This is a genomic window from Enterobacter cloacae complex sp. HYC033_NIDB, from assembly GCF_056673335.1.
The window spans coordinates 3,617,954-3,641,105 of record NZ_CP115123.1 but is presented as its reverse complement, the minus strand read 5'-3'; the positions used below and the strand labels follow the sequence as shown (position 1 = coordinate 3,641,105).

Annotated in this window: 37 protein-coding genes and 1 pseudogene; 15 read left to right on the top strand and 23 right to left on the bottom strand. The window is 52.8% G+C overall.

The annotated features are described in order from the left end of the window. Positions 1–30: 30 nt before the first annotated feature. A complete protein-coding gene (purT, locus tag O1721_RS17535; protein ID WP_032648694.1) occupies positions 31–1,209 on the bottom strand; it encodes a formate-dependent phosphoribosylglycinamide formyltransferase in 1,179 nt (392 codons plus the stop codon). 171 nt (positions 1,210–1,380) lie between these two features. Here purT and O1721_RS17530 point away from each other — a divergent pair, with 171 nt between their 5' ends. Together O1721_RS17530 and ptrB are read left to right on the top strand one after the other, a co-directional pair. Next, entirely contained in the window at positions 1,381–2,031 is a 651-nt protein-coding gene (locus O1721_RS17530) for a tellurite resistance TerB family protein (RefSeq protein WP_015570286.1), read from the top strand. Positions 2,032–2,106: 75 nt separating this feature from the next. Next, positions 2,107–4,182 carry an oligopeptidase B gene (gene ptrB / locus O1721_RS17525; RefSeq protein WP_032648692.1) on the top strand — a complete coding sequence of 692 codons (2,076 nt, stop codon included), beginning with the start codon at positions 2,107–2,109 and terminating at the stop codon, positions 4,180–4,182. Here the strand turns inward: ptrB and exoX are convergent. The 3 genes from exoX to O1721_RS17510 all read right to left on the bottom strand — a co-directional run bounded on the left by exoX (position 4,164) and on the right by O1721_RS17510 (position 5,843). Continuing rightward, entirely contained in the window at positions 4,164–4,826 is a 663-nt protein-coding gene (exoX, locus tag O1721_RS17520; protein WP_015570288.1) for an exodeoxyribonuclease X, read from the bottom strand. The two genes, ptrB and exoX, sit on opposite strands and share 19 nt — an antisense overlap. 24 nt (positions 4,827–4,850) lie before the next feature. After that, positions 4,851–5,501: a carbon-nitrogen hydrolase family protein gene (locus tag O1721_RS17515; protein ID WP_015570289.1), complete on the bottom strand. Its 651-nt coding sequence runs from the start codon at positions 5,499–5,501 to the stop codon at positions 4,851–4,853. 111 nt (positions 5,502–5,612) lie between these two features. Further along, positions 5,613–5,843, bottom strand: coding sequence for a DNA polymerase III subunit theta (locus tag O1721_RS17510; RefSeq protein WP_003859784.1), 231 nt, complete (start codon positions 5,841–5,843; stop codon positions 5,613–5,615). Positions 5,844–5,980: 137 nt separating this feature from the next. Here O1721_RS17510 and yobA point away from each other — a divergent pair, with 137 nt between their 5' ends. From yobA to O1721_RS17495, 3 genes are read left to right on the top strand one after another with little or no spacing between them, the layout of a single operon-like run. Then, on the top strand, positions 5,981–6,352 hold the full coding sequence (yobA, locus tag O1721_RS17505) for a CopC domain-containing protein YobA (protein WP_032648690.1): 372 nt from the start codon (positions 5,981–5,983) through the stop codon (positions 6,350–6,352). Between the two features lies 1 nt (position 6,353). Beyond that, positions 6,354–7,223 carry a copper homeostasis membrane protein CopD gene (gene copD, locus O1721_RS17500; protein WP_017693249.1) on the top strand — a complete coding sequence of 290 codons (870 nt, stop codon included), beginning with the start codon at positions 6,354–6,356 and terminating at the stop codon, positions 7,221–7,223. Between the two features lie 16 nt (positions 7,224–7,239). After that, positions 7,240–7,578, top strand: a complete 339-nt coding sequence (locus tag O1721_RS17495) for a YebY family protein (RefSeq protein ID WP_003859787.1) — start codon at positions 7,240–7,242, stop codon at positions 7,576–7,578. Between the two features lie 322 nt (positions 7,579–7,900). Here the strand turns inward: O1721_RS17495 and O1721_RS17490 are convergent, their stop codons facing one another. The 19 genes and pseudogenes from O1721_RS17490 to O1721_RS17400 form a co-directional block, all read right to left on the bottom strand. Then, complete coding sequence (locus O1721_RS17490) at positions 7,901–8,986, bottom strand: tyrosine-type recombinase/integrase (RefSeq protein WP_023300431.1); 1,086 nt, start codon at positions 8,984–8,986, stop codon at positions 7,901–7,903. Further along, positions 8,955–9,227, bottom strand: a complete 273-nt coding sequence (locus O1721_RS17485) for an excisionase (protein ID WP_023300430.1) — start codon at positions 9,225–9,227, stop codon at positions 8,955–8,957. The genes O1721_RS17490 and O1721_RS17485 overlap by 32 nt, the downstream gene beginning before the upstream one ends. Before the next feature lie 159 nt (positions 9,228–9,386). After that, positions 9,387–10,139: a methyltransferase gene (locus O1721_RS17480; protein WP_032648687.1), complete on the bottom strand. Its 753-nt coding sequence runs from the start codon at positions 10,137–10,139 to the stop codon at positions 9,387–9,389. 49 nt (positions 10,140–10,188) lie between these two features. Further along, positions 10,189–10,401 (bottom strand): DUF4222 domain-containing protein, encoded by a 213-nt coding sequence (locus O1721_RS17475; protein ID WP_223259311.1) that lies wholly within the window; start codon positions 10,399–10,401, stop codon positions 10,189–10,191. A gap of 26 nt (positions 10,402–10,427) precedes the next feature. After that, on the bottom strand, positions 10,428–10,643 hold the full coding sequence (locus O1721_RS17470; protein WP_032648685.1) for a TraR/DksA family transcriptional regulator: 216 nt from the start codon (positions 10,641–10,643) through the stop codon (positions 10,428–10,430). Positions 10,644–10,734: 91 nt separating this feature from the next. Further along, positions 10,735–10,935 carry a hypothetical protein gene (locus O1721_RS17465; RefSeq protein ID WP_032647498.1) on the bottom strand — a complete coding sequence of 67 codons (201 nt, stop codon included), beginning with the start codon at positions 10,933–10,935 and terminating at the stop codon, positions 10,735–10,737. Then, positions 10,932–11,207, bottom strand: coding sequence for a DUF5405 family protein (locus tag O1721_RS17460; protein ID WP_032647500.1), 276 nt, complete (start codon positions 11,205–11,207; stop codon positions 10,932–10,934). Before O1721_RS17460 ends, O1721_RS17465 begins: the two co-directional genes overlap by 4 nt. Further along, complete coding sequence (locus tag O1721_RS17455) at positions 11,201–11,419, bottom strand: hypothetical protein (RefSeq protein WP_006176198.1); 219 nt, start codon at positions 11,417–11,419, stop codon at positions 11,201–11,203. Before O1721_RS17455 ends, O1721_RS17460 begins: the two co-directional genes overlap by 7 nt. After that, positions 11,416–11,967 carry a phage N-6-adenine-methyltransferase gene (locus O1721_RS17450; RefSeq protein ID WP_032647502.1) on the bottom strand — a complete coding sequence of 184 codons (552 nt, stop codon included), beginning with the start codon at positions 11,965–11,967 and terminating at the stop codon, positions 11,416–11,418. The genes O1721_RS17455 and O1721_RS17450 overlap by 4 nt, the downstream gene beginning before the upstream one ends. Further along, positions 11,964–12,131 (bottom strand): hypothetical protein, encoded by a 168-nt coding sequence (locus tag O1721_RS17445; protein WP_162875207.1) that lies wholly within the window; start codon positions 12,129–12,131, stop codon positions 11,964–11,966. Before O1721_RS17445 ends, O1721_RS17450 begins: the two co-directional genes overlap by 4 nt. Positions 12,132–12,182: 51 nt before the next feature. Next, a pseudogene (locus tag O1721_RS17440) lies at positions 12,183–12,287 on the bottom strand (regulator); the annotation flags it as partial. Then, a complete protein-coding gene (locus O1721_RS17435) occupies positions 12,284–12,964 on the bottom strand; it encodes a lambda exonuclease family protein (protein WP_032648682.1) in 681 nt (226 codons plus the stop codon). The gene O1721_RS17435 and the pseudogene O1721_RS17440, both read right to left, overlap by 4 nt. After that, entirely contained in the window at positions 12,961–13,806 is an 846-nt protein-coding gene (bet, locus tag O1721_RS17430) for a phage recombination protein Bet (protein ID WP_032648679.1), read from the bottom strand. Before bet ends, O1721_RS17435 begins: the two co-directional genes overlap by 4 nt. Before the next feature lie 18 nt (positions 13,807–13,824). Next, positions 13,825–14,109, bottom strand: a complete 285-nt coding sequence (gene gamL, locus O1721_RS17425) for a host nuclease inhibitor GamL (protein WP_032647507.1) — start codon at positions 14,107–14,109, stop codon at positions 13,825–13,827. Positions 14,110–14,181: 72 nt separating this feature from the next. Continuing rightward, on the bottom strand, positions 14,182–14,391 hold the full coding sequence (locus tag O1721_RS17420) for a cell division protein FtsZ (RefSeq protein ID WP_006809788.1): 210 nt from the start codon (positions 14,389–14,391) through the stop codon (positions 14,182–14,184). Further along, positions 14,388–14,546, bottom strand: coding sequence for a hypothetical protein (locus tag O1721_RS17415; RefSeq protein ID WP_017693159.1), 159 nt, complete (start codon positions 14,544–14,546; stop codon positions 14,388–14,390). The genes O1721_RS17420 and O1721_RS17415 overlap by 4 nt, the downstream gene beginning before the upstream one ends. 640 nt (positions 14,547–15,186) lie before the next feature. Beyond that, positions 15,187–15,375, bottom strand: coding sequence for a hypothetical protein (locus O1721_RS17410; protein ID WP_048983716.1), 189 nt, complete (start codon positions 15,373–15,375; stop codon positions 15,187–15,189). A 512-nt stretch (positions 15,376–15,887) separates the two neighbouring features. Next, positions 15,888–16,475, bottom strand: a complete 588-nt coding sequence (locus tag O1721_RS17405) for a hypothetical protein (protein ID WP_032668793.1) — start codon at positions 16,473–16,475, stop codon at positions 15,888–15,890. A gap of 11 nt (positions 16,476–16,486) precedes the next feature. Continuing rightward, entirely contained in the window at positions 16,487–17,209 is a 723-nt protein-coding gene (locus O1721_RS17400; RefSeq protein WP_223825946.1) for a LexA family transcriptional regulator, read from the bottom strand. A gap of 68 nt (positions 17,210–17,277) precedes the next feature. On the opposite strand from O1721_RS17400, the gene O1721_RS17395 reads away from it, so the two are divergent. The 10 genes from O1721_RS17395 (at position 17,278) to rusA (ending at position 23,078) form a co-directional block, all read left to right on the top strand. Beyond that, positions 17,278–17,505 carry a hypothetical protein gene (locus O1721_RS17395; RefSeq protein ID WP_032648669.1) on the top strand — a complete coding sequence of 76 codons (228 nt, stop codon included), beginning with the start codon at positions 17,278–17,280 and terminating at the stop codon, positions 17,503–17,505. Between the two features lie 29 nt (positions 17,506–17,534). Further along, positions 17,535–18,077, top strand: a complete 543-nt coding sequence (locus O1721_RS17390) for a toxin YdaT domain-containing protein (RefSeq protein ID WP_032648667.1) — start codon at positions 17,535–17,537, stop codon at positions 18,075–18,077. A gap of 85 nt (positions 18,078–18,162) precedes the next feature. Further along, entirely contained in the window at positions 18,163–19,071 is a 909-nt protein-coding gene (locus O1721_RS17385) for a replication protein (protein WP_032648664.1), read from the top strand. Beyond that, a complete protein-coding gene (locus O1721_RS17380; RefSeq protein ID WP_032648661.1) occupies positions 19,068–19,757 on the top strand; it encodes a replication protein P in 690 nt (229 codons plus the stop codon). Before O1721_RS17385 ends, O1721_RS17380 begins: the two co-directional genes overlap by 4 nt. A gap of 249 nt (positions 19,758–20,006) precedes the next feature. Continuing rightward, positions 20,007–20,909 carry an endonuclease/exonuclease/phosphatase family protein gene (locus O1721_RS17375; RefSeq protein ID WP_123912596.1) on the top strand — a complete coding sequence of 301 codons (903 nt, stop codon included), beginning with the start codon at positions 20,007–20,009 and terminating at the stop codon, positions 20,907–20,909. Then, complete coding sequence (locus tag O1721_RS17370; RefSeq protein ID WP_032648657.1) at positions 20,910–21,398, top strand: hypothetical protein; 489 nt, start codon at positions 20,910–20,912, stop codon at positions 21,396–21,398. Positions 21,399–21,810: 412 nt separating this feature from the next. Next, positions 21,811–22,266 (top strand): YbcN family protein, encoded by a 456-nt coding sequence (locus O1721_RS17365; RefSeq protein ID WP_032648655.1) that lies wholly within the window; start codon positions 21,811–21,813, stop codon positions 22,264–22,266. Then, positions 22,266–22,436: a NinE family protein gene (locus O1721_RS17360; protein WP_032648654.1), complete on the top strand. Its 171-nt coding sequence runs from the start codon at positions 22,266–22,268 to the stop codon at positions 22,434–22,436. The genes O1721_RS17365 and O1721_RS17360 overlap by 1 nt, the downstream gene beginning before the upstream one ends. Continuing rightward, the gene (locus O1721_RS17355; RefSeq protein WP_032648651.1) at positions 22,429–22,719 is read left to right on the top strand and encodes a DUF1364 domain-containing protein; all 291 of its coding nucleotides are present in this window, start codon (positions 22,429–22,431) and stop codon (positions 22,717–22,719) included. The genes O1721_RS17360 and O1721_RS17355 overlap by 8 nt, the downstream gene beginning before the upstream one ends. Next, a complete protein-coding gene (gene rusA / locus O1721_RS17350) occupies positions 22,716–23,078 on the top strand; it encodes a crossover junction endodeoxyribonuclease RusA (protein WP_032648649.1) in 363 nt (120 codons plus the stop codon). Before O1721_RS17355 ends, rusA begins: the two co-directional genes overlap by 4 nt. The last annotated feature ends 74 nt before the right edge of the window (positions 23,079–23,152 follow it).

The window sequence follows — 23,152 nt, the reverse complement described above, 5'->3', positions numbered from 1 at the left end:
CAGTTAAAACGGGCCTTTCGGCCCGTTTTTTTATCCTGCTACGCTGACGTTCGCAGCCGCTCTTTTTGCTCTCGCGACGGCTTCGTCCACATTTTTCCCGGTCGCTAATGCCACGCCCAGACGACGGCTTCCGTCGATCTCCGGTTTGCCGAACAGCCGGACCTGCAAGCCTGCGCCAACCGCACCTTCGACGTTATCAAAGGTGACATTCTGGCTGGTCAGCTGCGGCAGGATCACCGCCGAGGCTGCCGGGCCGTACTGACGGATGCCGCCAACCGGCAGACCGAGGAAAGCGCGTACATGCAGCGCGAACTCAGAGAGATCCTGTGAAATCAGCGTAACCATCCCGGTATCGTGCGGACGAGGGGAGACTTCGCTGAAGATCACCTCGTCGCCGCAAACAAACAATTCCACGCCGAACAGGCCGTAGCCGCCCAGCGCCAGCACCGTCTTGCGGGCGATCTCCTGTGCGCGTGCCAGCGCCAGCGCGCTCATCTGCTGCGGCTGCCAGGATTCGCGATAATCGCCGTCTTCCTGCCGATGACCAATCGGGTCGCAGAAATAAACGCCATCCACGGCGCTGACGGTGAGCAGGGTAATTTCAAAATCAAACTTCACCACGCCTTCCACGATGACGCGCCCGGCCCCGGCTCGGCCGCCCTGCTGGGCATAGTCCCAGGCGTTGTCCAGCGTGCTGCTGTCGCGGATAAAGCTCTGCCCTTTGCCGGAGGAGCTCATTACCGGCTTAATGATGCACGGGTAGCCAATCTCCTCTACGGCCTGGAGAAACGCAGCTTTATCCCCGGCAAAACGGTAGCTGGAGGTCGGGAGCTGTAATTCTTCTGCCGCCAGGCGACGAATGCCTTCCCGGTTCATGGTCAGTTTTGCCGCAGTGGCGCAGGGCACCACGCGCTGGCCTTCCTGTTCAAGGGCAATCAACATCTCAGTGGCAATGGCCTCAATTTCAGGTACCACGAAATCCGGTTTTTCGTCGGCAATTAACCCCCGCAGCGCATTACCGTCAAGCATATCGATGACGTGCGAGCGATGCGCGACGTGCATGGCGGGCGCATTCGCGTAACGGTCCACCGCAATCACTTCCACACCTAAACGCTGGCATTCAATGGCCACTTCTTTACCCAGTTCACCCGATCCCAACAGCATGACGCGCGTCGCGGCGGGACGCAGCGCGGTTCCTAAACGAGTCATAAAAATCCCCCTGAAAAAGATGCGGGCAGTATAAACGAAAACGTTTGCGTCTGTCTTGTATGGGGATAACCGGACAGCAGGGAAATTTGCGCTTCTTTAGTACTGACAGACATTTCCTGACACCCGCTCGCTTAGGCTGTGAAGGTTACGCACTGTTACGTGAGGAAAAATATGTCAGGCTGGATGAATCAACTGCAATCCCTGTTGGGACAAAAAGGCTCGTCGTCCGGCGAGCAGGGTCTGAGCAAGCTGCTGGTGCCGGGTGCGCTCGGCGGGCTGGCCGGTTTGCTGGTTGCCAATAAATCATCGCGGAAACTGCTTACCAAATATGGTACCGGCGCGCTGCTGGCGGGCGGAGGGGCTATTGCAGGCTCCGTCTTATGGAACAAATACAAAGACAAGGTGCGCAGCGCGCATCAGGATGAACCGCAGTACGGGAAGCAGGTATCGCCGTTAGATTTACGCACCGAGCGGTTGATCCTCGCCCTGGTCTTTGCGGCCAAGAGCGACGGGCATATTGATGCCAGTGAACGTGCCGCAATTGAACAGCAGATGCGGGAAGCGGGCGTTGAGGAACAGGGCAGGGCGCTGGTGGCGCAGGCCATCGAACAGCCGCTTGATCCGCAGCGTCTGGCGCAAAGCGTGAAAAACGAAGAAGAGGCGCTGGAACTCTATTTTCTGAGCTGTGCCGCCATCGATATCGATCACTTTATGGAGCGCAGCTACCTGAACGCCCTGGGCGATGCGCTGAAGATCCCACAGGACGTTCGTGAGGGAATTGAGCAGGATATTCAGCAGCAGAAGCAGACCCTCGTGGGCTAGAAGGCCATGTTTCGCTTGCATCATACGCGTGTTTTGCCAACCTTATAGGATGTAAAACGAAAAAGTAAGAATGCCATGCCTCCAAAAGCCCGACGTACTCCTTATGCGATCACCACGCATGGCGATACGCGTATAGATAACTACTACTGGCTGCGGGACGATTCTCGTTCCCGGCCAGAGGTGCTGGACTATCTGCACGAGGAAAACGACTATGGCCGCCAGGTCATGGCCAGCCAGCAGGCGCTTCAGGATCAACTTCTGAAGGAAATGGTGCAGCGTATCCCCCAGCGTGATGTCTCTGCCCCGTGGTGCAAGAACGGTTATCGCTATCGCCATATTTATGAGCCGGGAAACGAATATCCCATCTACCAGCGCCAGTCTGTGCTGAGCGCCGAGTGGGATGAATGGGAGATCCTGCTGGATGCCAACAAACGTGCTGCCCACAGTGAGTTTTATACGCTGGGCGGCATGTCCATTTCCCCCGATAACGCCATTATGGCGCTGGCTGAGGATTACCTTTCCCGCCGCCAGTACGGTTTGCGTTTCCGCAATCTTGAAACGGGAAACTGGTATCCCGAAATGCTGGATAATGTCTCCCCCGATTTCGTCTGGGGTAACGATTCAGAAACGGTCTACTACGTTAAAAAGCATGTCTCAACGCTGCTGCCTTATCAGGTCTGGCGTCATACGGTGGGGACCGATTCCGCCGACGATGAACTGGTGTATGAGGAAAAAGACGAGACGTTCTATGTCAGCCTGCACAAAACGTCGTCTCGCCACTACGTGATCATTTTCCTCTCCAGCGCCACCACCTCAGAAGTGCTGCTGCTGGATGCAGAGCTGCCGGATGCGCAGCCTCTGTGCTTCCTGCCGCGCCGTAAAGATCATGAGTACAGCCTGGATCACTTCCAGCACAGCTTTTACCTGCGTTCGAACCGCGAGGGCAAAAACTTTGGCCTTTATAAAACCAAAGTGCGCGATGAACGCAAATGGGAAGTGTTAATTCCCGCGCGCGATCAGGTGATGCTGGAGGGGTTCACCCTGTTTACCGACTGGCTGGTGGTGGAAGAGCGTCAGCGCGGACTGACCAGTATCCGCCAAATCAACCGCAAAACCCGCGAAGTGGTGGGCATTGCGTTCGATGACCCGGCTTACGTAACGTGGATCGGCTTTAACCCGGAACCGGAATCGTCCCGCCTGCGGTACGGCTATTCGTCGATGACCACCCCGGATACGTTGTTTGAACTGGATATGGACACCGGGCAGCGTCAGGTGATTAAACAGGCTGAGGTCCGGGGTTTTGAGTCGGAAAATTATCGCAGTGAGCGCCTGTGGGTGACCGCACGCGACGGCGTTGAAGTCCCAGTGTCGCTCGTCTATCACAAGGCGCACTTCAACAAAGGTAAAAAACCCATCCTCGTCTATGGCTATGGCTCCTATGGATCCAGCATGGACGCCGATTTCAGCAGCAGCAGGCTGAGCCTGCTCGACCGCGGTTTTGTTTATGCGATTGCCCATATTCGCGGCGGCGGCGAGCTGGGTCAGCACTGGTATGAAGACGGAAAATTTCTCAAAAAGAAAAATACCTTTAATGACTACCTTGATGTTTGCGATGCGCTGATCGCGCAGGGTTATGGCGATCCGCAGCTCTGCTTTGGCATGGGGGGCAGCGCCGGGGGCATGCTTATGGGCGCCGTGATCAACCAGCGGCCTGAACTGTTTAAAGGCGTTATCGCCCAGGTGCCGTTTGTGGACGTGGTGACGACCATGCTGGATGAGTCCATTCCGCTGACCACCGGGGAGTTTGAGGAGTGGGGGAACCCGCAGGATGAAACCTATTATCGCTACATGAAAGAGTACAGCCCGTACGATAACGTCGAGGCGAAAGCCTATCCGCATATGCTGGTGACCACCGGCCTGCACGATTCCCAGGTACAGTACTGGGAGCCCGCGAAATGGGTGGCGAAGTTGCGTGAGCTGAAAACTGACGATAATTTGCTGCTGCTGTGTACCGATATGGACTCGGGGCACGGAGGGAAATCAGGGCGATTTAAATCCTATGAAGGGGTGGCGCTGGAGTACGCCTTTTTGATTGGCCTGGCGCAGGATACGCTGCCAGGCCGGGCGGGGACTCAGGCTTCGCCTAAATAATGCTTCAGCGTCAGGCGCAGTTCCGGGCTCATTCTGTCGAGGTTGTTGTACAGCCAGCGCAGATAGCCCGGATCTTTGTCCGCCACTTCCGATACTGGCTTCCCGCGATATTTTCCGAACGTAAAGGTGGTCAGTAGCGCGGGGCGCCCGGTAATGGTCGCCATATCGTCTGGCGTCCAGCCGGAAGTATTCATGATATCAATCAGGAGCGCTGCGGTGATGTAGCAGTCGTAAAGAGCGCGGTGATGATGCAGCCCTTCCGGCGTCCGCACGCTGAGTTTACGCGACTTATACAGCGCCATATTGCTGTATTTGATCCCCGGCCACAGACGGCGTGCCAGCTTCATAGTGCAAATCCATTCGCCGGGCATCTCCGGCAGCACGCGGCGGTCAAAGCTGGCGTTATGGGCCACATACCACTGGCTACCGTGGTAAAGAGGGATGATCTCTTCAATCCACGGCTTATCCGCCACCATCGATTCCGTAATACGATGTATCGCCATCGCCTGCGCACTGATGGGACGATCCGGGCGCACCAGATGGCTCATGGGGTTGACTATCTTTCCGTCAATCACGTCGACAGAAGCGACTTCCACAATTCCACCCTGCAAATCACAGGTTTCGGTATCGATAACGCGCAGCATTGATCGCTCCTGATCCAAAAATGCCTAGCCTAATGGAATGATATCGCCTTGCCAACCCTGTTGGCCTAAAGAACCGGTTAGCAGCAGTTCTCCCTTATCGGCACGTACGATCAGCTGACCTTTTTCATCCCATAACGCGCTACCGCCGCGCGCGTTCGCCATTAATACCGCGATGGCGTACTTGTGCGCGAAGCGTTGTAACGAACCGATGGATTGCCGCCAGCGATGCTCGCCCACGGCCAGGCTGCTGGTGAACAGCGTTGCCTCCGGGTCCAGTTCCGGGGCGTCAGCCTGGTTATCCACGATGGTTAACCGTTTATCGCCAGGAATAACACCCGCACCGTTGCCCTGCGGATAACGCCGAATGGTCGACAGGTTAGGGGTGAAAAGCGCGAGTCCTTTCTGGGGCTGGCCGTGTTGCTGGAGCGTAATACCAGCAATCACCGTGATGAAACGTGACTGGGCGGCGTGAAGGAGGGGGGCAAGCTGCAAATCGTCAGGGGGTGGGGGTAAGGATGTTCCGCCTGGACCGGTAAGCGAAAGCTCCGGAAAGACGATCAAATCGCACCCATGCCAGGCAGCCTCGGCAATAAAGTGCAGGTGATGTTTTACGTGCTCATCAACACAGTTGTGCCGCGGGGCATACTGAGCCGCGGCAATATTCCATCGTGACATCGTGACTTCCTTATACACTAAGTCGCTGGGATTTTAAGATTACACCTAAATTTATCAGGGTTTTCTTATCCTGCCACATAACGCGTAAGGAAGTGTAACGAGACGTTAAGCTTATTTAACTTTAGGTTCGTACGGCAGGCGCGAGAGATTGACGGAGGCGAGGCGATGCGCAATGAGACGTTCGCGAAACCAGTCGCGCAGATGCGCGGGTTGTTCACGCTCTACCACTTCAGCCACGACGGGCATGTTGTAACGCTCTTTGAATGCGACCCCCGCGGCGGCGAGATCGACATTCACTTTGTCCATCTCGTCCTGAGGAAGGGCGGCCAGATTAACGTTCATTTCCTTCTCCTTTTTCTGCGGCGGCAACGTTACCGCGATTGTTCAACGATGACAAGGGAGCAAAGGATGTTCCTCGACTCGTTAATTATACAGAGTTATTCTTTAGCATTCAGGCATAACGAAAAGGAATGATTGTGATGCATTTTACCCCTTCCCGTGTCGCGTGCGCGCTGGCATTTCTGCTCTCTTCAGCCATCACGCCCTCAGTTCTGGCCCATGCGCATCTTAAGCAGCAATCCCCGCAGGAAAATACCGTTGCGGTGGCACCAGAGGTCATTACCCTGAACTTCTCGGAAGGCATTGAGCCTGCCTTCAGCGGCGTGGTGGTGACGGACGCACAGCAGCACAAGATCCAGACCGGCGCGTTGAAGCGTGACGAGAAGGATAACGCAAAGCTGATTGTTCCTCTTGAGAAACCGTTGACGTCCGGCACCTACACGGTGGACTGGCATGTGGTCTCCGTGGATGGCCACAAAACCAAAGGCAGCTATCACTTTAGCGTGAAATAGCATGCTGACCCTGAGCTACGTCGCGTTACGCTTTATCCATTTTGCTGCGCTGATGCTGCTTTTCGGCAACGCGCTTTACAGCGTCTGGTTTGCGCCGTCTTCGTTGCAGCGCCTCATGACCCGGCGTTTCCAGCGGCAGCAGAAACTCGCGGCCTTAATCAGCCTGATAGCGGCTCTGCTGATGTTTGGCCTGCAAAGTGGGTTGATGGGCAACGGCTGGGGCGATGTCATTCGTCCGGCGGTCTGGCGCAGCGTGCTGGGAACGCAATTTGGCGGCGTCTGGTTGTGGCAAATGGTGCTGGCCGCTGTGACGGCGGGCGCTGCATGGCTTACCCCGCAAAAAGGCTCACGGCTGTTACTGCTCGCGATGGGGCAGCTGGTGCTGCTGGCGGGCGTGGGACATGCCGCGATGAACGGTGGCGCACCGGGAGCGTTGCATCGTCTCAACCATGCGCTTCACCTGCTCTGCGCCGCGACCTGGGTGGGTGGTTTACTGCCGCTGCTGTTTTGTATGCGTCTGGCGAAAGGCCGCTGGCAGCCAGCCGCTATCTTTACCATGATGCGCTTCTCCCGCGTGGGGCATTACGCCGTGGCAGGCGTGCTGCTGACCGGGATAATCAATACGCTCTTTATTGTTGGCATAAACGTGCCGTGGCAGGCGCCTTATGTCCAGCTGTTGTTGTTCAAATGTGCGCTGGTCATGATGATGGTGGCAATTGCGCTGGCGAATCGGTATTTTCTTGTGCCACGCTTTCGCCCGGAGGCCGGGCGGGAACAACAGATTTTTATCAGGATGACACAGGCAGAGGTGGTGCTGGGCGCGCTGGTACTGGCCGCCGTCAGCCTGTTCGCGACCTGGGAACCCTTCTGACAAGGTTAAATAACATATGAAAAAGACACTGCTTTCTCTTTTACTTCTCACCTGTGCCAGCAGTGCGTTAGCCGCGCCGCAGGTCATCACTGTCAGCCGGTTTGAAGTGGGTAAGGACAACTGGGCATTTAATCGTGAAGAAGTCATGCTTACCTGCCGTCCCGGTAACGCGCTGTATGTCATCAATCCCAGTACGCTCGTGCAGTATCCGTTAAATGACGTGGCGGAGCAGCAGGTTGCCAGCGGGAAAAGTAACGGACAGCCTGTCAGCGTGATCCAGGTAGATGACCCGGCAAACCCCGGGCAGAAGAAGAGTCTGGCACCGTTTATTGAGCGCGCTGAAAAGCTCTGCTAGCCGTCAGGTTTCCAGTAAAAAAAAACCGCAGGTGCTTGTAAAAGCTCTGCGGTTTTTCACATTTAGTGATGTTCTGACGCTTTTTTTCAGACCACTTTTACTGTGGACTGGAAAACCTGACGTCGTCATCTATTCTTAAAGGGCAAGGCGATTGAGCCTGCATTAATGCCAACTTTTAGCGCACGGCTCTCTCCCAAGAGCCATTTCCCTGGACCGAATACAGGAATCGTATTCGGTCTCTTTTTATCTATTTGTTTTTCAAGGTTTTTTTCGGTATTAACACGAAATCCCCCGAAAATTACTCGAATATTCCATATCCTGTCTAAACCATAACATACTCTGCACCACGTGCGTCCAGGTATTTTTTGGTCATTGTTAAATTTTTGTGGCCGAGTAAGCGCTGAGCAAATTCCTCCCCACGCTCCTTTTCATATAGCCTGCTCGCAAGGCTTCTGATCTCATGGAAAGGCGGTGGGTTAGGTCCGAATTTTAACCCGGTCGAATCCCTTATCTCCGCGAACGCCTGGGTGAGACCGTCAGGAGTTAGCGGGCCCGGCTTTCTTCCCCCGCGGCGAACCGGCGAGTAGAGCATGAAGTCGGAAGGGTTGTTCACCCGGCATCGATCAATGACATCCTGCAACACAAGCCCGGCGACGTCCAGCCTCAAATCAAGGGGAAGTGCCAGTTTGTGACCTGTTTTCTCCTGCGTAACGAAAAGCCTACCATCTTTAATATCACTGAACCTGAACAGTGAGATATCCTCCCGCCGCTGGCCGGTGACCAATGCCAGATCGCATGCGTTTGGCGCCCATTCAGAATGAGTTAACGCAGCCTGGCGGATGACGGTAAATTGTTCGAGCAGCAAGCGTTCTCGCTTAACTTTCGGTGTCGGCGTTCGCGTCGGCTCGGCCGGGTTCCTGTCGACATGTCCTTCTACGATAGCCTCCCTGAAGATGTCCATCAGCACAGACCTGAGCCCGGAAGCCATGCTCTTTTTATCACAGAGAATGTACGCTTCAAGGAATGAGGCGATGTCCTTTGTCGTGACAGAAGCGAGGGGAATTTTGCCGAACTCTTCCTTAATGGTGGCGATCTGGTTTCGCCTGACCTTCATCGTGTTTGGTTTCAGCTCGCGCCGCTCGAGAATTACCTCGTAACGCTCAAGCCATGCAGCCACTGTGAAAGTGGGCACGTCTTTTATGCGATCCAGGAGAGAAGAGGGAAGATAATTCTGGTCGATGTAGTTGTTGGCCTCAATGGCCTGGGCTACAGCATCCTTGCGATCAATCCGGCCAAGAGAAATCTCCTGCCCGGTCACCGGATTGCGCCAGCTGTAAAGTCTGTCTCTTTTACGATAGGTCAGGTTACGGGGCAGGTTAGCGTCGTAACGTACTGGCCTTTTCGCCATGAGTCAGTCTCTCCAGTAAGGTGCCGCCGGACGGCAGTTTGGTGTGTTTCGGTTTAGCGCGCAGATTCTTCTTGCGCGGATCCACGTAGATAGCGTCAGGCTGAACTTTATATTCCTTTCCGTGCAGCTCAGGCGCGGGATAAATTCGCCCCTCCCGCGTCCATCTACGCAGAGTAGAAAGGGAGGGCGGAGTCGTGTAGACCTCAGCAGCCCATTCCTGCAAATTGAGAAGCTTAGCCATGAGAACTCCTTAGCCACCTGGCATTATATGCGAGGCCGCGTTGACGTGTTGATTAATCGAAATCAGGTAAAAAGAAGCTCGGCGCGGGGCCGGGCAAAAGGGATCACGAGGTGGCGCTTTCGCACCCAATAGCCAGCTCATAACTGGCTATCAGTTGCGTCAGCCTGGAATGACCACGATGACGGTATTCACCATTGTTCCAGATGATTTAAATGCACCTTCAGGCAGTTCTTCGATGTGGCCGCCGCGATCCACGATGAGCTGGCGGAAATCGGTTGTCAGCTTGTTGCTGCGAAACGTCACAGATGAAGCCATTACCGATACCAGCAGGCCGCCCGGCTTAAGGAATTTCAGTGCATGAGAAACGTGCTTGATGTCCGCCTGTCGTCCGAAAGGAGGATTCATAACAATGCGATCGAAAGATGCCATGGGCTCAACAGAAAGGAAGTCTATGGGGTCACCAATTTTCGCGTTTTTGATATTCATACTGTGAAGGTGAGCATTATTTTCTGGCATCAGTTCGAACATATCGACTTTAACGTCCAAAGCTGATTGTTGAGCGGCCAGCGCTAAGGCTCCCTTACCAGCACTTGGCTCAAGAACCCGCATGCCGTTTTGAATATCTGCCAATTCTATTACTCGTTCGGCTACAGCTGGCGGGGTCGGGAAGAACTCAAAATCATCCTTTGGTACAACGACGTCACCGGTGAGAATAATTTGCTCGATGCGATCTGAGGCATCGGTATCAAAAATGTGCGCTTTGGCTTTGCGGTTCCATTTTCCTCCAGCCGCCTCCAGCACTTTGTTTGTTCTGGTGTAGAGGTTGCGATCAAGCTGACCGGTAAGGAAGAGTTGCGGGCCATTACACTCTGCCGCGCTCAGTACGTTCAGAACTTCATTATCTACTCGCATTCGTTAATCTCCGGGCGTAAAAAAAGCCCTGATGGGCCTATGTCGATGTTCACGCAGCACGCTGGGCGCGCAGCAATTTAATATGCTCGCTCGTCTCCAGTTCGGCGCGTATCTGTGCCGACTCACGGTGATCGAGATGCTCAAAATCATTGTTAAAACGGTCGATTGAAGCGGTGTTGATCCGGCCCTGTCGCCAGTATCGGACTATCTGTGGTGTGCAACTGTGGATGATGACGGGCCAACCGTGCTGGTCAGCGTAAATCTGACCTCATTGAATGAGTGCAAACATCACGCACCTCGCTGCTTCTTCCTCAATTCGATAACACCCTGGCAGTCCGCGCACGTCTGGCAGCCGGGTACGGCAGCGCGCCGCGGTTCGGGAATTGGTTCGTCGCATTCTTCACAACGTTCAGCTGATACGGCGTTACGGTCGATGCGGTGAGCGGAAAGGGCAGCGTTACGCTGAAGCTCTTCAATCTCTGCTGCTGTGTCGATGATGTCCATGGTCAATGCTCCCGGAACTGTCGGTTAATTCGGTTGAAGGTGAACGCCAGCAATAAAAAGGGAGCCTTAAGCTCCCGGGTAATTAGTGCTTTCATGCTGCACCACCATCCCAACCGACCAGAAATGCACAGTTCTTCTTGTGCTCGTTATAAGACCAAACAACTTCGTCATCGCCACGGAAAACATTCACCTCCACGGTAGTTTTATACTTCGCCACTGCACCGCATTTGCATTTAGCAGAGGTGTTTTTGCTTTTGGCTGACACGCCACCCACCCTTGGGTACTTGCTCATAATCCTACCGCCTTACCCAGCCTTTCGCTGAGTTGCTGAATGTGGTCACGCAGTTCTGTCAGCGTCTGCGCTTCAGAATCCAGAATTTCCTTGTGCATTAATTCCCGCACCAGATGCTCGAACTTGCTGAAATAACCCAGCCGCGAAAGCACTTCCTGCCCGGCTGATTTACCTTCCTTGGCAATCTTCTTCTCATTCAAGATCAGGTCATGTGCCGAGCCGGTGACGACATATTTGTCGCCTAATTCAATGCGTAGTGATTTGGTCACGATTCAACTCCGAAGCGGCGATTAAGCCGCCCTGTGTATACGACGAACTCCAGGAGGCTAACTCCCAGAGCTTCAATTTTCTTGTGATGCTTGTTGATGATGGGAGGCACTGTTTCGTTCCAGTTAGGCTTTGGCTTCTTGCGCATGGCCTGCTGGATTTCTTCTGTGCAGCGTCGGCAGGCCGCGCGGATGGCGTTGTCTGTTTCTGGTGTCATGCGGCCTCCCGGCGGGAGAGAAGTTTCGCCCCGAAAGCCATAAGCTCGTCCCGGTCTACAGTTGCGAAGTGGCAGTGTGTACGCGGATACGGTCGCCAGATGATGAGCATCGACCCTTTGTTATTTCCCGATACCGGCTTACCGGTGACCGGGTTGATAAATGCCAGCCGCCCCGCGGTGATGAAGCGAACCTCGCTGGCGGTCTGGATCGCTTCTTTGAACCAGCCAACCGAAGTGTCTGCCGGAACCAGCATGACCGTCCCAATCTGATTGGCGCTCTCGGCGGCGGCCTTTTTAACGAACGGTGTGATGTCGCTGTATGGTGGGTTCAGCCAGACGTAGCCGGTAACATTCAGGTAATCAGCCCATGGCGTTTCCAGCGTGTTCTGCTCGGCGGTGATGAACTTCCTGCTCAGCGCGTTATGCGGCGCTGCGGCGGCATCCAACTGGAAACAGAACTCAGCATCAAGGGAAGCGAAAAGGGCTGGTGGAGTGCGCCAGAGGTCTCGCTGATCCGCTGGCGTGTTGCTGCCGGTGTAATCGGTCATGATTCCTCCCGCTCCGGATCGTTTACATCCCAGCCATTACGCTCAATATTGGTTTGCAGCCGCTTATCTCCGACCTCTTCAATGCAGCGGCCGGTAATCTCAGCGACTTCAGCGTTTGAGTGTCGCCACAGCAGCTCCAGCTCTTCGAGAGACCACGCTTTCATAGCACTGACTCCATTTCGTCGATGTACAGGCCCTGAGCAATCAGTCGGCGACGTTACCGGACGGCCCCGCGTCTGAATCATCCAGATAACACGCTCACGTAGTCCAGAGAATTGCCCGGTTCGCCCGGGCCTGCGGTAGAAGGGAGTGCGTTTCATTTCCACTGCTCCCCGAACGCGAAGCCTATTACCGCCAGTGCCTCGTCCATCTTCTCGATAAACTCCGGCACCATTTCGTTGAAGTCGGTCATGTACTGCGGATCCCGTTCAACGACGACATGGTGAATGCCTTCTCGCTTCATTCGTGGGTCGTAATTGGCAAAGAACCAGGCGTCTTTCCCGGTAACCCACATGCTGTACTGCACCTGGGTCATGTAGGCAGACTTGATGGCTTCGAAACCGCCAAGGCGGAATTTCATGAAATCGCGGGAGGTGAACGGGCATTTCAATTCGAGGCCGAAATCGTTACTGCAAAGGCCGTCAGGGGAGCACGCGGTGCGCATGCTCTCGTCACGGAACAAGATCGGAGACTCCGTGACTTTCACGTCGGTGGTGAACTCGAAGAGGGTGCGGGCGTCTTCTTCATACTGCTTCCCCCAGGCCAGCGCCTTGGCGTTAACCTCTGGCGCCACGCCGGTGCATACCTCGGCGAGTAGGGTGTGGAAGTAGGACATCTTCATGCCCGTCCATTTGGTGCCAGAGCGCGGCTTGGAAATGACGTTATGCACTTCAGAGGCGGTTATGACGCCGAGGCGCAGCCGGTGCCACGCCTCATCGCCCTGCTGGATAGTGGTTACGTCAATGCCGGTCCGGGCCAGGATAATTTCTGGTGTCATGCTGCCGCCTTAGCTCTTTTCTGAAGGAAGCCAAACCCTTTCTGTGCCTCTTCTTCAGTGAGCTCTGACGCCTCAAGAATTTGCCGTTTGAAGATGTCGCTGCACAGTGGAAGGAAGTCTTTCTCCCAGTCTTTATCCAGGGTCGTCAAGAGATCGGTTATCGCCTGAAGCGTTTCTTCGCTTGCTGCTGGTGGAAGCGCTTCTGTGGTGCTGCGCGGCGTGACGTCACGGATATCTACGTCCAGTGATTTGCCTTCCATTTCTTCTGCGGTAGGCTGCTGTCCAATCTCAGGCCAGGCCTTACGCAACGCCTGGGCTTCTGCGCATTTCGCCAGCTGTCCATACGGGCGCTTTTTCCACATCGCATTCGGCGCCGTGGTGTCGCGGCCGCCGGTGGCGTAGTTTTCAATCCAGTATTCTTTGGCGCTGAACTCGACGATCTCGCCGCTGGGCATGCGCTTGTAGACGGTGTATTTGCACCACTGAGGGAAGGTCACCTCGACACCAGTAAGAGTCTGAGTTACATCGGGTCCGAACTCAGGCTCCCGGGCCCCGGCATAATCGCCAGAACGGTCTGCCTGAATGCGGTAAAGCCCGATTCCTGGCATGACCACGTCGCGCCATTCGCTTTTACCCGTTCTTGAGTCTTTGACGCTCATCGGCACGAGGTGAACAGGCTTCAGCAACGGATCCAACTGGCGGGCACGGCAGTAATCGAGCGCCATCATTACCGATTCGTCTTTGGCGCCAGGGTAGATACTGTTCTTCAGCGCGCTCCAGGTAGCGACGTCGATACCTTTTTCCGCCAGCGCACTCGCCGTGATTGTTAATTCGTTTGCCATCGTTAATCCCCTCAAAAATTAAAACGGGCAGCCGGTACGGTGTTCCCAGTCGTATTCCGCCTGGGCGTAAGCAACTGCCGAAATGAAATCGTTGTAGGCCTCACCAGCTTTATCGCTGCGAAGTCCTTCGTATGGGCTGAAGTCAATCGGGACTGAGAAGTGGAAGAGGCCGGACGGCTCTTTTGGCATCATGTCGATAATTTGCTGCGCCCGGTCGTCGATCCACTTCTCCTTCTCGTCGTCGAGCTGTTGCTCAACCCAGCGCCGTTCTTCGATGCGGTCGTAAGTGAGATACGCGTTCATGGCTGAACTCCTGAAATTTGGATGTGCAGATCCCGCCCGCATTGAGCCAGGCCGATCGGTTGAATAGGGTGATTAGTGCTGGATAGGGTTGCCGTGACCGTCCAGAAGAACGTCAATCACGCAGTCACTGAGGCGTATGATTTCTGCATCAGTGTGCAGGTAGACCCATTTACGCTCCTGAATGACTGCTGAGACGCGATAGGTGCGGCCTTCATGCATTGCCATCATGCCGGGCGTGACGCACTGGCGTATGAGCGGGGTGGTGCCGTAGTGATTGATCATACCTTCACCTCAACCTGTTCCAGGAGGCCAGCGATATGCATCTGCCAGCGGTTCAGCACCAGTTTTTCCCGCGGTGCCGATAGCGACGTCAGTTGCCACTCGTTATCGTTGAGCTTTTTGGCGGTGTACTGCTTGCCGTTGTGGGTGACTGTCATGATGCCCCCCGGGCGCGAAGCATTGCGTCAGCTATCTGGTACGCTTCGGTTGCTGTGCGGTCATCGCTACACAACCAGTCAGGATTCGCTAATCGACCCTGCATAGCCTTGGCCGCGAAGTAGTCGCGCAAGGTTAAGCCTCGACCTCCAAAATCTTCGCTATCCCATGAGTTAATTTCAGGAGTGCATACGCCTGATTGTGGAAACGCTGGACCGCCTGTTTTGTTGCTCATAAATCCTCTTGGCCTTATCGCGGCGAACGGAACGGTTAATACAAGACTTCTGCGCTAATTGGCGGTGGATGGCCGCCGGTTGTCATAACTCAAGCTCACTCGTTGGAATGAGCTGAGGTATGGCCGATAAAAAACCCGCCGGAGCGGGTCATGACATCTTCTGTAGTGCTGATGTGCGTGGGTAGTAAAACTTCGGTTTCGCCGTCGACCCTTCCTTCGGATCAACTTTTACGGTGTAACGCGTTTGTTTTTTGTATTCCCACACTTCCGTAATCACTCCAGTTTTCGTCTTCCAGCTGCCCGCGGCCTGGCTTGACCACGTAACAACATCTCCTTTCTTAAACTCCATCGCCTTACCCTCTGTAGTTACCCGCTGACGGGCGTAAAAAAGGCCGCCACTGGCAGCCTTAATCAATTTCTTCAACCGTGATTTTGCAAACGATGGCGTACCGCTTAACCGGGTCACCATCTGCGTCCTCTGGGCGTGCATATGAATCGCGTGTCATCAGATAACTGATGATGTCGCCAACCTCTGACATGTCAGGACGCTTCGTAAACAGAGCATCAGCACCAATAATTGCTATTGTCTCTTTCATACTTCACATCATATGATTTGCCCGCTGATGCGGGAGAAATGCTTTGGTGGTGTAGTGCCTGTCGCACAGGTAGAGCGTTTGCCGCGTGCTAATAGCAGCCTTCACCACACCCCAAAAAATTCCCTGTATTGGTCAGCGCCAACTTCCTGCCAGTGTTGCCCGTTCTCACGCCGTTCTCGCTCTCGCGCGGGGATACTCTCTCACCGACCGGATCGCACCCGGTGATACAGCACGTTTACGTGTAGGGGTCTTAACAGATCATTGACGCTGTAAATCTGCATGTTGTTAAAAAGCAGGCGACTTGCTGTCCGCCGCTGGCTAACTTCGCTCAGCTGTCGATGTTTCGTTTCGATGGGTTGATAATGTACTAATAGTTCATTTATGAAAAGTACCAAAAGTACATTTTATGTGAATGGAAAGTTCATATGAGATTATCTTTATGAACTTTAAGGAGAAATATTTCTGAGTTTTTTAATAATAGAGGTGGGTAGTATTGGAGGTGGTTAGATTTATTAGAGGTTCGTCACATCAACAAGTCTTGTGCGACCATTGAAAGTTGCGAAAAGACCGCCGTCTGGCTCAACAACTGAAAGTTCAGCGTATCGAAGGAAATCAGTTTTGATCACAGACATCAGCACCTCTCCAGTATCGATGTTTATTACCTCAATCCGGTTCGCGTAAAAATCATCTTTGTTTTTGCTGCCAGCAAACGATAGAGCTATGTAGCGGCCAAATTCAGATATGGCTGAACTAATGAGGTGAGTGGAAGTTTCTATCTTGAATAGCTCCTTTCCGGCGTTATCCATGACTATGGCTGCTGCCATGTTGTTGTCTTTGCCAGTATGGACAGAAAATAAGAAGCGTCCGTTAACAGCTATGCATTGAGGTTTGGGAGAGAGCTTCCCGCCAAGCTTAACCATAAACATGAATTTTTCATTCTTCATAACCGCCAGCGTGTCATCTCTGAGGTTACTCTCATCACGTTTAAAAGCCCCAAGTTGCCAGCGTTTATCGTGGCTTAATTTGCATGTGATAAGGTGATCGCCAAGCTCGTACAAGACGCTGCCATCACTCAGATCTGTAACCTTATTTGCTTCCATGCTTATCTTCCTCAGCTATGAAATCTGTATGCCCTTGACTGGCTTACCAGCACCTTCGCACAGATGCGGAGAGAAGAAAATTCACCATCTTCGATGTACCAGGTTTCATATTTTTTATTGTCTGAAATCACGGCTAATTTTTTGTGCTGCTTTTGAAGGCGCTTTATATAGAGATCATTGTCCAGAACGAAGATGTATATGCCGTCACCGTCAAAGCAGTCGATGCTGACGTCAACGAATATCTGGTCTCGCGGCTCGAACGTGCCAGACATCGAATCGCCATTAACGGCAATCATTTTTATGTGGTCAGCTGGGCGACCGCCAAAGACGGATCGAGCCTCTTCGGTTGAATACTCAATGGATCTGATGGTTTCAATGAATTCATCTCGCACGAGAACTCCCTGCCCAGCACTAGCCTGAATGTCAAAAACGTCTACACGGAAAGAATCGTCCCTCATCACCATATGCCCTTCAGATATGCCATCTGCTGCACTGTCGCCTAACAGGTAAGACGAGGATGTGCCAATTATAGCCGCCAGCTCCTGCAGCTTCCCTCGTCTTGGAATAGATTCCCCATTGAACCACTTGCTTACTGCCTTTGGAGTTAGCTTCATTCGCTTTGAAATTTCAGCCTGACGTCCATGAGCAGGTAAACCAGCTTTATCACAGGCCAGCGCTAGCCGTTGGGAAAACTCTATACGCGCTTTCTCTTCTTGAACCATAGGTTCAATCATAATATCACTTGCGTGAACTATCAGTTCCGACATAATATGTACTTACAGTTCAATTTGAGGGTTAACAAATGCAACCTAAAAACCTTGGCGACATCATCAAGCAAATCCGTGTACCGGTGGTGGCGAAGGCTTGCGGGCGAACGCCACGCGCGATTTACAAATGGATTAATAGCGGTTGCCTGCCACGCACCGATTACACCGGCGAAACAGGCTATGCCTCCAAAATCGCAGCTGCATCTGGTGGTCAGTATACAGAGAACCAGATCCTTGAAATCAGTAAACCAAAAGCCGCTTAACGGCGGCCCTAACCACGAAAGGGAAAGCAATGCATTCACTTGCGTATCAACACAATACCGGAATACACCCGGGAGCGATGATAAACCGCGCTCAACCTAAGGCGGCGCCAGACCACGAAAAGATCCGCGATGCGGTCCGCGCATGGTCGTCGGCGCTGGACAATCAGGACGTGGTGTCAGCGCTGATCATCAACGAATACCGGGAGCAGGGCGGGACCGCCATAAGCTTTCCGGAAGACATCAGCCGGGCGCGGCAGAAGCTATTTCGCTTTCTGGATAACCGCTTCGACTCTGAGCAGTACCGCGAGAACGTGCGCCAGCTGACGCCAGCAATCATGGCCGTCCTGCCTCTGGAGTATCGCCATCGACTTCTTCCCGAGGACAGTTTCATGTCCCGCTTAGCTCGACTTGAGAAGGAAACGAGCGAGGCGAAAGTGGCCGTTGCGATGAACGCCCCGCGTCACCAGAAGCTCAAGGAACTCAGTGAGGGGATTGTAGAGATGTTCCGTGTCGACCCGGACCTGACCGCGCCGCTGATGGCCATGGTCACTTCAATGCTGGGGGTTATGTGAGAACTACAGAAATGGCGAAAGCCGGTCTGCGCGAACAGAACCGACTTTCTGGTGCAAATCGTTTGGACTCTTTGCAGGAGTAAGTATGTCAAACACCGCTGAAATTATCAATTTCCCAAACAAAACCGAACAACCGGGAGGTCGTATGGCCGACCTGTCGAACGGGTATACCAAGGTCGCTAACGAGATCCAACAGCTTAAGCCTCGCCTGAGACTGTCAGGCCGGGAATGGCAATGTTTTGAGGCGGTGATCTGGCTTACCTACGGCTGGAACAAGAAACAGGACCGAGTGACAAATACGGTTATTGCCGAGCTTACGGGCCTGAGCGATACCCATGTATCGGACGCGCTTAAGTCTCTCGCAGAACGCAAAATCATCTTTTCACAGAAGCAGGGCATGATGAAAATCGTCGGTGTAAACACTGACCTTTCAGCCTGGATTTTAGACAAACCGGAAACGGGAAGAAAATTCCCGAAAACGGGAAAATCCTTCCCGAAATCAGGAATAACCTTCCCGAAAACGGTAGACACCCAATACAAGAACAAGAACAGTATTAAAAGATCTTCGTCCGAGAATTCTGACGAATCCTCTGACGCACGTCTGAAGAAATTTTTGTCAACTCATCCTGAAGCTGCGGTCTACACACCATCCGGTGCGAAGTGGGGCTCTGCTGAAGACCTCGAGACAGCTAAGTGGATTTCCTCCAGGGTGAAGCTGATTAACCCAACCTGCAAAGCCCCGGACATGACCTCCTGGTCTAACACCGTTCGCCTGATGCGCCAGATAGACAACCGGTCGCACCAGGACATCTGCGCGCTGTATGACTGGGCAAGCAAACACCACTTCTGGCAGACCAACATCCTGAGCCCGGAAAGCCTGCGTAAGCAGTGGGACAAGCTGACAATGCAGCGCAACGCCGGAAGTGAACAGCGTGCCGCCAAGCCGGATCTGGACTTCAACAACACTGACTGGGCTTATGGGGTGATCCGATGAAATCTCTTGCAGAGCAGATGCGTAACCACGACCGCGAGCAGATGAGCCGCATGGCCCATAACCTGCCAGAGCAGTACCAGGAGCGTGCGCCGGTCGAGCAGGTGGCTCAGGTATTCAACGGGCTGTTCAACCAACTGCGTGCCGCGTTCCCGGCCAGCATGGCGAACTTCCGCACCCAGGACGACCTGAACGAATTCCGCCGTCAGTGGCTGCTGGCGTTTCAGGAGAACGGGATCCACTCAATGGCTCAGGTCGATGCCGGTATGCGAATTGCCCGCCGCCAGGAACGCCCATTCCTGCCATCGCCGGGTCAGTTCGTCGCATGGTGCAAACAGAGTGGCGGGGTGCTGGGCGTCACCGTTGACCAGGTGATCGCCGAATACTGGGACTGGCGTAACCGTTCGTTCGAGTTCACTTCCAGTGAGCAATTCCCCTGGTCGCAGCCGGTCATGTACCACATCTGCGTTGAACTGCGCCACCGCAGCACAGAGCGCCAGTTAACTCATGGTGAGCTGGCGCGCGACGCAGGTGATCTGCTGGACATGTGGGAGAAGCGCGTCACCGAGGGTAAGCCTGTGCCGCCGGTACGCAGGGCAATAGCAGCACCGGCGGCCCAGCACGGTCCGACGCCTATCCAACTGCTTCAGGCGAAGTACAACCGCAACAAGTCGAACGGGATGGTGTGACATGAGCGCCACTATCCGAAGTCAGTGGAGATAGTTATGACTTTTTCACGGAGATAGTTCACTTGCATGCTGAGAAAAGACGTTATACTCTTCAATCTAATTTTAGAGCTATGTAATGTAACAATTAGCGAATGCCACTGTGAACGTCAAGGAACATATTACTTTCGGAGAATACATTAATTTAGAATGTTTTTTTCCGTTTTATAACTATTGATATTACATACACTTTATATTTTGTTGGAGGATTTCTTGGAATTTCATTTTGCATTTTGGAATTGTGCAATTTCACCTCCAGGTGTAAAAAATAAGTGCGCGATTGATGATGTTTCTGAGGCTGTGGAAATCATTTCAGCCCTTTTTAAAACAAATAAAATATCTCTTTTAGCTTTGTGCGAAGTGAATAATGAATCATTTTCATGTATAAAAAAATCCCTTGACTCTATGGGCTTATGCTTAGCAGCTGAATTTATGCCTGACAAAACAGATAATGGTGCAGAGTTTGACATCGGGTACTTTTTTGATCCACAAAAAGTATTTGTCGAAAAAGGTGTGGCTCATACTGCAAGGCTAGGAACTTCCAGTGTAAAGGTAGCGCAACAGTTATTGCTAGTTATTAATGAAGATTTATCTAACGTTATCAATATTTTTATATCACATTGGCCTAGCCGGCTTAGGAAAATAGCTGACGATTTTAGGGAGGAATGTTCGAAAGGATTGCGGTTAAATATTGAAAATTACATTAATAATGGAAGGCAAGTGATATTGATGGGAGATTATAATGATGAGCCTTACTCCCAAAGTTTATTTAAAAATATCCATGCAACAAACGATCGGGCTTTGGTGCTTTCGGATCCCACATACTGGTTATACAATCCTTTTTGGAAAGCCCTATCAGCAAGAACACCTTTTACATTTGATGAAGATCAACATGATTTAGGAACTTGTTACAGTAAAGCAGGCAACCGCAACAATTGGTCAACGTTCGACCAAATTATCTTTTCTGGACATTTTTTACATACAGGGCCGTGGTATCTCAAGGAGTCAGAAACCGGAGTTGTTTTGACCGACAAACTCCGTGCTGCCATAATGGATAATAAGAATTTCATCGACCACATGCCAGTGATTGGATGTATTTCTAAGAGAGGGGTCTAAATGTTTCATTTTAAAGAACTTATAAAAACAGGCATGGATCATGCAAGCCAAGTTGAGGCAAACCGTCAAAGTGTCGAGAGTGTTTTTGCTTCACTAAATAGTGAGCTATCAGCAGAGACGAATGGTCTTTTCACTATCGTAAGGCATGAAAATAAAATTAGCCCTCTTATGGAATTAGCCAGGAGTTACACCATGATGGATCAAGGTGGAGAACTAGCTCTTGAAAATAAAGGCCGTTCCGGTACATTAAATGTCCTTCTTAAAAGCGGCTTGAATGCCTCAATAGCACGTTGGGAGCAAGATCCTGACGGATACCCCTTTACTATTGAGTTCCTTGGAGAGAGAACTGATTGCTGGGATCAAGAGGCATTAGTTAAGGCTTTGGGGAAAATAATTGTTTCAGGGCAGTTATGGCTTAAGGTCAAGGAATTGCAGAAAAAAAATACACGAAAATCGCAAGACTCTTCACCCGGGATTGGGTTGGAATAAGATGATGCCGAAAAATAGACTAGTTCAGTTGAGTGTCTATTTAATACTGTTGAGATATCAAATAGCACTCTAACTGTTTGCAAGCGCAGTTTTGCAAAATTTGTTTACAGGGGTAGGGTAAGTGACTGACGCATACGCATATTACGTCAAAATTGAGCATGACTTTGGTTACTTCTTGGATCCAAAACATTATGCTCCTTTGTTGAGCGTAAATGATGAGTCGGCAAGATTAATTTTGATTTTCGAAAATCATCCCGCCATAATTAAGCTATCGGAGCCTGAACAACTTCGATGACTTCTGCGCATTTAAGGGGACTTAAATGCGACCACAATCTGAACTCCTCACCTTGTCACAGATGCAGAAATGCACCTGCGATTTTCTGCATTCTGCGGTTTCCATGAAGGAGGCCGTATGACCCTGCCAGTAGACGGCATCAAACTCCATCGCGGCAACTTCGCGGCCATAGGTCAGCAGATTCAGCCATTGCTGGATGCCGGGCAATGCTTCCGCCTTCAGGTTAAGCCGTGGCGAGAGAAACGCAGTCTGTCGCAGAACGCGCTCAGCCACATGTGGTACAAGGAAATCAGCGATTACCTCATCGCCCGCGGCAAGACCTTCGCTACGCCTGAGTGGGTCAAAGACGCGATGAAGCACACCTATCTCGGCTATGAGAGCAAAGACCGGGTAGACGTCGTGTCAGGAGAGGTGACCACGGTTCAATCTCTCCGCCATACGTCAGAACTGGAAACCGGCGAGATGTACATCTTTCTGTGCAAAGTCGAAGCCTGGGCGATGAACATCGGCTGTCACCTAACCATTCCGCAGAGCTGTGAATACCAACAGCTGCGCGATAAGCAGGAGGCCTGATGTCAACTCCACTTTCCCGCGTCATCACGAACGAAATCTTCCGCGTTCCGGCGCGCCGCAAACGTAAGGCCGCGGTTAAGCCGTCCGACATCCCGATACTGAAAGACTACACCGCCCGCCTGGTGGATCAGAAATGGCTGCGTCTCGCGGCAAGGAGGGCGCATGGCTAATTTATGCAAAGCGGCACGCGGCCGAGAATGTCAGGTGCGGATCCCCGGCGTATGCAATGGAGATCCTGAAACCTCAGTACTGGCTCACATACGTCTTGCTGGCCTTTGCGGGACCGGAATCAAGCCGCCTGACCTGATCGCCACCATCGCATGCAGCAGTTGCCACGACGAGATTGATCGCCGTACCCGCCTGGTCGATGCGGAATATGCAAAGGAGTGCGCGCTGGAAGGCATGGCTCGCACGCAGGTCATCTGGCTTAAAGAGGGACTCGTAAAAGCATGAATGAATATCGCATCAGCCTCCCATGGCCGCCGAGCAACAACTGCTACTACCGGCATAACCGCGGGCGCACGCACATCAGCACAGAAGGGCAGGCGTACCGAGACAGTGTCGCCAGAATCATCAAAGACTCAATGCTGGATATCGGCCTGGCTACACCCGTGAAAATACGCATTGAGTGCCATATGCCGGATCGCCGCCGCCGCGACCTGGACAATCTACAAAAGGCCGCGTTCGACGCCCTGACGAAATCCGGGTTCTGGCTCGATGACCAGCAGGTCGACTACTACAGCGTGAAGAGGATGCCAATCGTCAAAGGCGGCAGGCTTGAACTGACCATCACCGAACTGGAGGTCGAATGAACCACACAGACTTCCTGCGGTACCAGGCAGAAAGCGTTAAGCGCGCCAGCATGCCGCCAGTAGCAAAGCACAGC

What these genes read in the sequence shown, in the direction of transcription:
- O1721_RS17365 (WP_032648655.1), top strand. Translation starts at nt 21,811, where the DNA reads ATGACCCTGCCAGTAGACGGCATCAAACTCCATCGCGGCAACTTCGCG.
- yobA (WP_032648690.1), top strand. Translation starts at nt 5,981, where the DNA reads ATGCATTTTACCCCTTCCCGTGTCGCGTGCGCGCTGGCATTTCTGCTC.
- bet (WP_032648679.1), bottom strand. Translation starts at nt 13,806, where the DNA reads ATGGCAAACGAATTAACAATCACGGCGAGTGCGCTGGCGGAAAAAGGT.
- O1721_RS17355 (WP_032648651.1), top strand. Translation starts at nt 22,429, where the DNA reads ATGGCTAATTTATGCAAAGCGGCACGCGGCCGAGAATGTCAGGTGCGG.
- ptrB (WP_032648692.1), top strand. Translation starts at nt 2,107, where the DNA reads ATGCCTCCAAAAGCCCGACGTACTCCTTATGCGATCACCACGCATGGC.
- O1721_RS17385 (WP_032648664.1), top strand. Translation starts at nt 18,163, where the DNA reads ATGTCAAACACCGCTGAAATTATCAATTTCCCAAACAAAACCGAACAA.
- O1721_RS17390 (WP_032648667.1), top strand. Translation starts at nt 17,535, where the DNA reads ATGCATTCACTTGCGTATCAACACAATACCGGAATACACCCGGGAGCG.
- O1721_RS17490 (WP_023300431.1), bottom strand. Translation starts at nt 8,986, where the DNA reads ATGGCGAAAAGGCCAGTACGTTACGACGCTAACCTGCCCCGTAACCTG.
- O1721_RS17395 (WP_032648669.1), top strand. Translation starts at nt 17,278, where the DNA reads ATGCAACCTAAAAACCTTGGCGACATCATCAAGCAAATCCGTGTACCG.
- O1721_RS17400 (WP_223825946.1), bottom strand. Translation starts at nt 17,209, where the DNA reads ATGATTGAACCTATGGTTCAAGAAGAGAAAGCGCGTATAGAGTTTTCC.
- O1721_RS17370 (WP_032648657.1), top strand. Translation starts at nt 20,910, where the DNA reads ATGTTTCATTTTAAAGAACTTATAAAAACAGGCATGGATCATGCAAGC.
- O1721_RS17445 (WP_162875207.1), bottom strand. Translation starts at nt 12,131, where the DNA reads ATGAAAGCGTGGTCTCTCGAAGAGCTGGAGCTGCTGTGGCGACACTCA.
- O1721_RS17510 (WP_003859784.1), bottom strand. Translation starts at nt 5,843, where the DNA reads ATGAACGTTAATCTGGCCGCCCTTCCTCAGGACGAGATGGACAAAGTG.
- rusA (WP_032648649.1), top strand. Translation starts at nt 22,716, where the DNA reads ATGAATGAATATCGCATCAGCCTCCCATGGCCGCCGAGCAACAACTGC.
- O1721_RS17380 (WP_032648661.1), top strand. Translation starts at nt 19,068, where the DNA reads ATGAAATCTCTTGCAGAGCAGATGCGTAACCACGACCGCGAGCAGATG.
- O1721_RS17435 (WP_032648682.1), bottom strand. Translation starts at nt 12,964, where the DNA reads ATGACACCAGAAATTATCCTGGCCCGGACCGGCATTGACGTAACCACT.
- O1721_RS17495 (WP_003859787.1), top strand. Translation starts at nt 7,240, where the DNA reads ATGAAAAAGACACTGCTTTCTCTTTTACTTCTCACCTGTGCCAGCAGT.
- O1721_RS17410 (WP_048983716.1), bottom strand. Translation starts at nt 15,375, where the DNA reads ATGAAAGAGACAATAGCAATTATTGGTGCTGATGCTCTGTTTACGAAG.
- exoX (WP_015570288.1), bottom strand. Translation starts at nt 4,826, where the DNA reads ATGCTGCGCGTTATCGATACCGAAACCTGTGATTTGCAGGGTGGAATT.
- O1721_RS17470 (WP_032648685.1), bottom strand. Translation starts at nt 10,643, where the DNA reads ATGGACATCATCGACACAGCAGCAGAGATTGAAGAGCTTCAGCGTAAC.
- O1721_RS17450 (WP_032647502.1), bottom strand. Translation starts at nt 11,967, where the DNA reads ATGACCGATTACACCGGCAGCAACACGCCAGCGGATCAGCGAGACCTC.
- O1721_RS17420 (WP_006809788.1), bottom strand. Translation starts at nt 14,391, where the DNA reads ATGATCAATCACTACGGCACCACCCCGCTCATACGCCAGTGCGTCACG.
- O1721_RS17530 (WP_015570286.1), top strand. Translation starts at nt 1,381, where the DNA reads ATGTCAGGCTGGATGAATCAACTGCAATCCCTGTTGGGACAAAAAGGC.
- purT (WP_032648694.1), bottom strand. Translation starts at nt 1,209, where the DNA reads ATGACTCGTTTAGGAACCGCGCTGCGTCCCGCCGCGACGCGCGTCATG.
- O1721_RS17480 (WP_032648687.1), bottom strand. Translation starts at nt 10,139, where the DNA reads ATGCGAGTAGATAATGAAGTTCTGAACGTACTGAGCGCGGCAGAGTGT.
- gamL (WP_032647507.1), bottom strand. Translation starts at nt 14,109, where the DNA reads ATGAACGCGTATCTCACTTACGACCGCATCGAAGAACGGCGCTGGGTT.
- O1721_RS17485 (WP_023300430.1), bottom strand. Translation starts at nt 9,227, where the DNA reads ATGGCTAAGCTTCTCAATTTGCAGGAATGGGCTGCTGAGGTCTACACG.
- O1721_RS17360 (WP_032648654.1), top strand. Translation starts at nt 22,266, where the DNA reads ATGTCAACTCCACTTTCCCGCGTCATCACGAACGAAATCTTCCGCGTT.
- O1721_RS17515 (WP_015570289.1), bottom strand. Translation starts at nt 5,501, where the DNA reads ATGTCACGATGGAATATTGCCGCGGCTCAGTATGCCCCGCGGCACAAC.
- O1721_RS17405 (WP_032668793.1), bottom strand. Translation starts at nt 16,475, where the DNA reads ATGGAAGCAAATAAGGTTACAGATCTGAGTGATGGCAGCGTCTTGTAC.
- O1721_RS17415 (WP_017693159.1), bottom strand. Translation starts at nt 14,546, where the DNA reads ATGACAGTCACCCACAACGGCAAGCAGTACACCGCCAAAAAGCTCAAC.
- copD (WP_017693249.1), top strand. Translation starts at nt 6,354, where the DNA reads ATGCTGACCCTGAGCTACGTCGCGTTACGCTTTATCCATTTTGCTGCG.
- O1721_RS17455 (WP_006176198.1), bottom strand. Translation starts at nt 11,419, where the DNA reads ATGACACCAGAAACAGACAACGCCATCCGCGCGGCCTGCCGACGCTGC.
- O1721_RS17465 (WP_032647498.1), bottom strand. Translation starts at nt 10,935, where the DNA reads ATGAGCAAGTACCCAAGGGTGGGTGGCGTGTCAGCCAAAAGCAAAAAC.